At 56.5% G+C, this 7,761-nt stretch carries 6 protein-coding genes and 1 tRNA gene; 2 read left to right on the forward strand and 5 right to left on the reverse strand.

Annotation, left to right across the window (positions count from 1 at the left end; all coding sequences use genetic code 11):
* Nucleotides 1-3: 3 nt before the first annotated feature.
* From edd to zwf, 3 genes are read right to left on the reverse strand one after another with little or no spacing between them, the layout of a single operon-like run.
* Nucleotides 4-1,836 carry a phosphogluconate dehydratase gene (gene edd, locus HY29_RS02525; protein WP_034791530.1) on the reverse strand — a complete coding sequence of 611 codons (1,833 nt, stop codon included), beginning with the start codon at nt 1,834-1,836 and terminating at the stop codon, nt 4-6.
* Complete coding sequence (gene pgl / locus HY29_RS02530) at nt 1,836-2,555, reverse strand: 6-phosphogluconolactonase (RefSeq protein ID WP_051601063.1); 720 nt, start codon at nt 2,553-2,555, stop codon at nt 1,836-1,838. The genes edd and pgl overlap by 1 nt, the downstream gene beginning before the upstream one ends.
* Nucleotides 2,552-4,021 carry a glucose-6-phosphate dehydrogenase gene (zwf, locus tag HY29_RS02535; RefSeq protein WP_034791532.1) on the reverse strand — a complete coding sequence of 490 codons (1,470 nt, stop codon included), beginning with the start codon at nt 4,019-4,021 and terminating at the stop codon, nt 2,552-2,554. Before zwf ends, pgl begins: the two co-directional genes overlap by 4 nt.
* A 271-nt stretch (nt 4,022-4,292) precedes the next feature.
* Here zwf and HY29_RS02540 point away from each other — a divergent pair, with 271 nt between their 5' ends.
* A complete protein-coding gene (locus HY29_RS02540; RefSeq protein ID WP_034791534.1) occupies nt 4,293-5,309 on the forward strand; it encodes a LacI family DNA-binding transcriptional regulator in 1,017 nt (338 codons plus the stop codon).
* On the opposite strand, the gene HY29_RS02545 is transcribed toward HY29_RS02540, so the two are convergent.
* On the reverse strand, nt 5,306-6,916 hold the full coding sequence (locus HY29_RS02545) for an alpha-amylase family glycosyl hydrolase (RefSeq protein WP_051601064.1): 1,611 nt from the start codon (nt 6,914-6,916) through the stop codon (nt 5,306-5,308). The genes HY29_RS02540 and HY29_RS02545 overlap by 4 nt on opposite strands.
* 98 nt (nt 6,917-7,014) lie before the next feature.
* A tRNA-Trp gene (locus tag HY29_RS02550) sits at nt 7,015-7,090 on the reverse strand.
* 71 nt (nt 7,091-7,161) lie between these two features.
* On the opposite strand from HY29_RS02550, the gene HY29_RS02555 reads away from it, so the two are divergent.
* A complete protein-coding gene (locus HY29_RS02555; protein WP_162176664.1) occupies nt 7,162-7,704 on the forward strand; it encodes a carboxymuconolactone decarboxylase family protein in 543 nt (180 codons plus the stop codon).
* Nucleotides 7,705-7,761 lie beyond the last annotated feature (57 nt).

The following is a 7,761-nucleotide window of genomic DNA, read 5'->3' on the forward strand; positions in this document are numbered from 1 at the left end:
TACTCAGTCCCCCTTGTCCCAGAAACGGAACTGGCTTGCCCCTGCGGCTGCAGGTCCGGCCAGTTCGCGGAAGAAGGTGAACATCTCCCGTCCGAGACCCATATTGTTTTCATTAGGCCGGTATTCTGCCGCATCACGCGCAGCGAATTCTTCCGGGTCGACCTTAATATCCAGAACGCCCTTCTCCGCGTCGAAGACGATCACGTCTCCATCGCGCACTTTGGCTATCGGGCCGCCACGTGCGCCTTCCGGGCTCATATGGATTGCGGACGGCACTTTGCCACTTGCGCCAGACATACGGCCATCCGTAACCAGAGCAACCTTGAAGCCCTTGTCCTGCAGTACAGCCAGTGGCGGAGTGAGGCTGTGCAGTTCCGGCATGCCATTCGCGCTCGGCCCCTGGAATCTGACAACAGCCACAAAATCCCTGTTCAGCTTGCCTGCGTCGAACGCCTCTTTCAGCGCCTCCTGAGAATCAAAGACTATGGCTGGAGCTTCCAGCACACGTTTTTCAGGCTGCACGGCAGACACTTTGCTGACGCCAAGACCAATCGGGCCAGCCATCATCCGCAACCCACCGTCTTTGGAGAACGGATCAGACGCATGGCGGAGTATATCCGCATTGCCACTCTCTTCCGGTGCCGGACGCCACTCAACCTTGCCGTCTTTCAGGAAAGGTTCCTCGCAATACTTCGAGATAGGCCCGCCGACCCCCATGGCCGATCCATCCAGAAGCCCGGCATTCAGCAATTCCCTGACGAGGAATCCCATGCCGCCGGCCGCGTGGAAATGGTTCACATCTGCAGGGCCATTCGGATAAACACGCGCGAGCAGAGGCGTCACGGCGCTGATATCGGCAAAGTCCTCAACGGTCAGGATGATACCCGCTGCTGCAGCCATGGCCGGCAGATGCAGCGCGTGATTTGTTGAGCCGCCTGTGGCCATTAGGCCAACAATGCCGTTTACGACAGAACGCTCGTCAATCATTTCACCCGCAGGCAGATACTCATCACCTTGCGCCGTAAGCTTCGCCGCACGCTGGGCGGCTGCCCGCGTCAGCGCTTCCCGTAGAGGTGTGCCTGGATTGGTGAAGGCCGCACCAGGAAGATGGAAGCCCATGACTTCCATCAGCATCTGGTTAGAGTTCGCCGTTCCATAGAATGTGCAGGTGCCCTGCGCGTGATAGCTTTCGGACTCGGCCTTCAGCAAGGCATCACGACCAACCTTGCCTTCAGCGAAGAGCTGCCGGGCCTTCTGCTTTTCGGGGTTCGGCAAGCCGGATGGCATTGGACCGGCCGGAACGAAAATAGACGGCAGCCAGCCAAAGCGCAGTGCCGCAATAACCAGTCCGGGCACGATCTTGTCGCACACACCAAGATGAAGCGCCGCATCGAACACATCATGGCTCAGGCCAATGGCAGACGCCATAGCGATCACATCGCGGGAAAACAGAGAAAGCTCCATCCCCGTGAAGCCTTGGGTGACGCCATCGCACATAGCAGGCACACCGCCCGCAACCTGTGCCACCGCATTCACCTCACGCGCTGCTTCACGAAGAATGCGCGGATAATCCTCATACGGCGCATGTGCTGACAGCATGTCATTATAGGCAGTAATGATGCCGATATTGGGCCAGCCTGCACCGAGCAGCTGAGTCTTTTCAATAACAGCGCAGCCAGCCGTCGCGTGCGCCAGATTGCTTTCCGTAAGTCGCTGACGCGCGAAGCCTTTTGGACGCCGCGAGCGTATCATTTCCAGATAGGCCTGACGCGAGTCTCTTGAACGCTCACGAATACGCTCGGTGATCTCTGTGATCTTTGGATTCATCGTGGTCATTATGGTGCCCAGATAACCGTCAGTCGCGGTCCCAATGTGTCTACAGCGTGTCGAATTGGTCGGTCTTGGGGCGAGGCCTCAAGCGATGTTTCGAACACGCTTTTCTTGGACTCACCAAAAATGAGCAAAACCGCTGCTTTCGCTTTGCCCACCGCAGCACCTGTCAGCGTCATGCGATCTGTATTGTCGCCTGCGACAGGACAGCCTGTTGCATCTATGACGGCTACGGCATGATCCGTATCGTAAGACATCGCCGCTTCAAGACCGGCAGAGTTCGGAAACCAGCTCGCCGTGTGTCCATCCTCTCCCATGCCCAGAAGAATCACATCGACCGGGCTGCAATGCGGAAGATAGGCCTGATGCCTATTTTGCACAGCCTGCACCGCTGTTTCAGCCGAGGTCTTCATTGGAAGGAAGCCCGCTGCGCCAGACTTTCCCGTCAGCAGTCTTTCGCGCACGAGGCGTTCATTAGAGGCATCAGTTTCCGGCCCGGCCCAGCGCTCATCCACCAAGCCAACCATGACCCGCTCCCAAGCGAGATCAACGTCCGTTAGATTATCGAAGACACCGCCAGGTGTTGAACCGCCCGACACCATCAGGGATGCAACAGGTTCATCCTCCAGCGCCTTTTCCAAGGCACGTGCAATGAACTCGGTCGCATAACGAGATGCTTCCTCCCGGGTCTCGAAGGAAAGGAATTCATGCCTCATGCCGGTCATGAACCTTCCCACCATTTGCGGCCATCCCGGTCCATCATCATCGCCGCTGCGAGCGGACCATCTGTGCCGGCCGCATAGGCTTCAGGCTTCTCGCCGGAAGCGTCCCAGGCTTCGATCAAGCCATCGACCCATGTCCAGGCCGCCTCAACCTCATCCTTCCGCATAAAGAGGGAAAGGTTACCGCGTACGACATCCATCAGGAGACGCTCATAAGCATCCGGATAGCGCACGGTGAAGCTCTCTGCGTAGGACAGGTTAAGCGGCAGGGATTTCACGCGCAGCCCACCCGGGCCAGGCTCCTTGATCTGCACGAAGAGGCGCATGCCTTCATCAGGCTGCAGGCGAATGACCAAGCGGTTGGCAATGTCATTGCCCTCTCCGAATAGAGAGTGGGGCACATGCTTGAAATTGATCACAATATCCGAATGCCGGTGCGCCATACGCTTGCCGGTACGCAGGTAGAACGGAACACCTGCCCAGCGCCAGTTATCGATTTGCGCCTTGATGGCCACGAATGTCTCGGTTGAGCTTTCATCTTCAGATGACAGCTCGTCGAGATAACCCTTGACCGGCTTGTCGCCCTGTACGCCGGCCTTGTATTGGCCGCGCACCGTCTGACGCTTTGCTGCATCTCCCTTGATGGGGACCAGAGCGTGCAGAACCTTTATCTTCTCTGTGCGAACATCATCATCATCCAGGTGGTTCGGCGCTTCCATAGCCGTAAGACACAGCAATTGAAGCAGATGGTTCTGAACCATATCCCGCAACGCGCCGGATTTGTCGTAGTAATCCGCGCGGCCCTCAAGGCCGAGATTCTCGGCGACCGTGATCTGCACATGGTCAATATAATTTCGCGACCAGAGCGGCTCGAACAGCATGTTGCCAAACCGCAGGACCATCAGGTTCTGCACCGTTTCTTTGCCGAGATAATGATCGATCCGGAACACTTGCCGCTCGGCAAAAACCGCCCCCACGCCATCATTGATCGCACGTGCGGATTCCAGATCAGTCCCGATCGGTTTTTCCAGCACGACGCGGGTGTTTCCACCCGACAAACCGACGCTTCCAAGGGCTTCGCAAATATCAACATATAGGCGCGGAGACGTAGCCAGGTAGAATACGCAAGGACGTTCAGAGTCTTCGGTCAGATGGGATTTCAGCGTTTCCCAATCTGCATCTTCAGCGGTCGCATCAATTGAGACGTAATGGATAAGCTTCTCAAACTTAACCCATTCCTTTGCATCCCAGCTATCGCCGGAAGCGGTCTTACACGCCTCCTTGGCCATCGCACGATACTCGTCGCTGGTCATTTCACTCCGCGCGGTTCCCACAACGCAGCTCGACGCAGGAATCTGGCCATCCAGCCAGCGGTGGTACAGCGCAGGCAAAAGCTTTCTGCGTGAAAGGTCTCCGGTTCCCCCAAAGATGACAATGTCAAAGGGATCAACGGGTATGAATTTCGCCATTAGGCATTCTCCACTTCATACCGATTCTAATCGGCAAGGTGCGCTCCAACCAAGGGGCAGCACCTGTATCATTTCAGATTCTGTCCAGACGCTCGCTTCCAGACCAGTACACACGGGGTCTTTATGGAAAGTTCCATCATCTCTTCAACGCGCATGCCTCCCCGAGGTGGTCCTCATGTAAATTTTGCGCTCTCACGACACTTGAAGCTAGACTTGCGCGCCAAGTTTGTGACAACGTTGTTTCAGGGGTAATACTCGGAGGAACCCTATCATGTCCAGCACAAGAACAAGATTGGAAGACCTGGCCGCAATTGCTGGTGTCTCAATCGCCACTGTTTCCAGGGCACTTAACAATAGCCCAGCGGTCAATGATGAAACAAAAAGACGCGTCTGGAAGATTGCGCGGGAGCAAAATTACAATTTCCGCCCTTCAATGCCGGCGATTCTCTCAGGCGCGGCAGCCACGATTGCCGTCGTTATTCCAACGCCACCCGGGCGTCACTCCGAAGTCTCCAACCCCTTTTTTCAGGAACTCCTGGCAGGCATTAGCGAGGCGGCGCGTCATGCTGGCTGCGACATCCTCGTCTCTCACCTGCCCTACAAGAACCACGACGACCTCGTCTCACTCATGACGGCAAACCGCGCGGACGGTGTGATCTTCCTCGGCCAGAGTTTCCTGCACGAGCGCTTTAATCAGCTGGCTCTCACTGAAAATCGTTTCATTGTCTGGGGCGCGGATATGCCTGGGCAAAGATACTGCTCCATAGGGTCTGACAATGTGCGCGGCGGCCTGCGCGCAACGACTCACCAGCTCAATCTGGGGCGCAAGCGCATTGTGTTTCTCGGCGACACGGCCGCCCCAGAAATCCTGCAGCGATATGAAGGCTATATCAACGCGCACCGGCAGGCGGACATAGATCTGGACCCCGCCCTTACAGTTCCCGCTTCCTATGAGATCGAATCCGCTGAAGCGTCCGTCAACACGCTGCTGGAACAGGGCATCGAGTTTGACGGTATTTTTGCCGCAAGTGACCTGATTGCACTCGGTGCAGTACGCAGCCTGCTGCGGGCCGGGGTGAAGGTTCCGGAAGATGTGTCGATTGTCGGCTATGACAATCTACAACTCTCTGCCTACAGCTATCCCTCGCTCACTACGATTTCGCAGGATATGGCGAAAGCGGGCCGTATCATGGTGTCCAAGCTGCTTTCCTCGAACGAGACAGGACCGATGCGCTCGGAGCGCCTGCCCACAGAGTTGATCGTTCGTGAATCCTGCGGCTTGGCCTAAGAGACCTCGGCAATAAAGAAACTATGCCCCGGCAGGGTGCCAACATGCGCGCAATCATATCCTGAAGAGACCAGCACCTTCTGCACGCCATCGACCTCCTCAGGCGGCAAGGCGACATCTTCGATGCCCAGATTGAACACGCAACGCAGAATCCGACCGTCACAAAATCTTTCAAAGCTGAGAAGCGGTTCTGCAGTGTCCCGAAAGCGCAATAGCCCTGTCTTCAAGGCAGGCACTTCATGTCTCAGACGGATCATCTGCCGCGTAAAGTTCAGCACGGAAGCATCATCAGCATCCTGGGCGTCCACGGCATCTTCGGCGTGATCAACACCAAAAGGCAGCCACGGCTCTGCCGTTGAGAAGCCCAGCGACAGCGCCTTGTTTTGCCATGGCATGGGCGTCCGTGCGCCATCCCTGCCGAGGGTCAGCGGCCAGTTGGCGATCGCCTCCGGATCTTGAAGCCGCTCAAAAGGAATCTCCGCCTGAGCAAGCCCCAACTCTTCACCCTGATACAGGATTGGATTGCCCCGCAAGCAGAGCAACAGCGTATTGGTCAGCTTGGCAAAGCGATGACGATCCGCACCATTTGCCCAACGGGTCACACACCGCGGCGCATCATGATTGGAAAAGGCCCAAGATGGCCAGCCTTCCCCGGATGCGCCCATCCAGGCCTCTTGCGCCTTGCGAACCCGCGCCACGGTCAGATCTCGCGCATACAGGAAGTCAAAATTGTAAGCTGAACTGAGCCGGGAATCGCCTTCGGTAAAGGCCCGCATCTCCTCAAGCGGACGCGGCCCGGCGACCTCTGCCACGGAAAAGATCGCCCCATACTCGTTCATCACTGCACGCAGGCGCTCCAGAAATTTCGGAATGTCTGGATGAGACTGATTATGTACGTGCAGCTGCAGATCAAACGGACGCGTCACGACGCCAGTCGGTTTGCGCGCAGGGTTATCCCTGAACTCAGGGTCGAACATGGAGAAGTTGATCGCGTCCAACCGGAAGCCATCGACGCCCCTATCGAGCCAGAACCGTGCGACCTTCAGCAACGCCTCCTGAACTGCCGGATTATGCAGGTTCAGCTGCGGCTGTGAGGCCAGAAAATTGTGCATGTAATATTGCTGGCGTCGCGCATCCCACGTCCATCCGGCGCCACCGAATACGGATTGCCAATTTGTTGGTGGTGTTCCGTCAGGCTTGGGATCTTTCCAGACATACCAGTCTGAATACTCGCTCTGCCTGCTCTGCCGACTGTTCTCAAACCAGGCATGATCATCGGATGTGTGCGCATAGACCTGATCAATGATGACCTTCAGGCCCAATCCGTGCGCCTTTTGAAGGAGCACGTCGAAAGCCTGCAGGTCCCCAAAAAGCGGGTCCACATCGCAATAATCTGCCACGTCATAGCCGAAATCCCTCATGGGAGAGGTGAAGAAGGGCGAGATCCAGATGCCGTCGACACCCAGGGACGCAATATAGTCCAGCCGCTGCGCGATTCCCGGCAGATCTCCGACCCCATCCCCATTCGTATCTTGATAGGATCGCGGATAGATCTGGTAGATCACCGCACCTTTCCACCAGGGGCTTTCATCTATCTGTCGCGTCATGAGGCTTGATCATCCCATATATTCCACGCCGTTACATTGCGGGATCAGGAAAGCCGCATCAAACTCTTTTCGGTATGTGAAATCCACAGAGAAGCGCCTGGCAGGGGCAGCAGGACTCGAACCCGCGACTTTCGGTTTTGGAGACCGACGCTCTACCAACTGAGCTATACCCCTTCAGGAGAGAGGGGTTTGCCTCAATTGCCGTCATGTCGCAAGACTACACCTTCAGCCTATGGAGAAAAACTGTGTCCAGAATCCCCTACCCTGATCCCGACAGCCTGCCGGAGGAGTTGAACAGATTCACCGAACGCCTCGCTCCGCTCAATATTTTCCGAATGCTTGGGCATGCCCCACACCTCGTGAAGCCCTTTGTCGGCTTGGGCACTGCCTTCCTGCAACACGGCAAGCTGGATCCGGTCACGCGCGAGTGCGTGATTCTCAGAGTTGGATATCTCTCACACGCAAAATATGAAACGACGCAGCATGAAGCTATCGGGCGCAAACTCGACATGTCGGATGAGCTGTTTGAAGCCCTGAGGCTGGAGCCCCAGTCAGACTTACTGACGCATGAGCAGAAACTCGCCGTTTCTTTCACCGATCATCTGGTTTCACATCCGCACCCCTCTGATGGCGCGCTGAAACCAGCCCTGAAACATTTCGGCCCGGCGCTGCTCGAAGAACTGGTTCTGTTGATCGGCTATTACATGATGGTCTGCCGCTTTCTGGAAAGCTTTGGCGTTGGAGTGGAAGACGGCGGCCCCAAAGGCGCTGAAATCAAACTTAACTAGCGGACAGCAAAAAGGCCGCCCTTTTGGGGGCGGCCTTTCGCAAAGTCTCTTCAGGAA

Source organism: Hyphomonas beringensis, from assembly GCF_000682755.1.
Taxonomy (GTDB): domain Bacteria; phylum Pseudomonadota; class Alphaproteobacteria; order Caulobacterales; family Hyphomonadaceae; genus Hyphomonas; species Hyphomonas beringensis.

Coding starts and splice junctions, on each gene's coding strand:
- edd (WP_034791530.1), bottom strand. CDS start 1,836: ATGACCACGATGAATCCAAAGATCACAGAGATCACCGAGCGTATTCGT.
- pgl (WP_051601063.1), bottom strand. CDS start 2,555: ATGACCGGCATGAGGCATGAATTCCTTTCCTTCGAGACCCGGGAGGAA.
- zwf (WP_034791532.1), bottom strand. CDS start 4,021: ATGGCGAAATTCATACCCGTTGATCCCTTTGACATTGTCATCTTTGGG.
- HY29_RS02540 (WP_034791534.1), top strand. CDS start 4,293: ATGTCCAGCACAAGAACAAGATTGGAAGACCTGGCCGCAATTGCTGGT.
- HY29_RS02545 (WP_051601064.1), bottom strand. CDS start 6,916: ATGACGCGACAGATAGATGAAAGCCCCTGGTGGAAAGGTGCGGTGATC.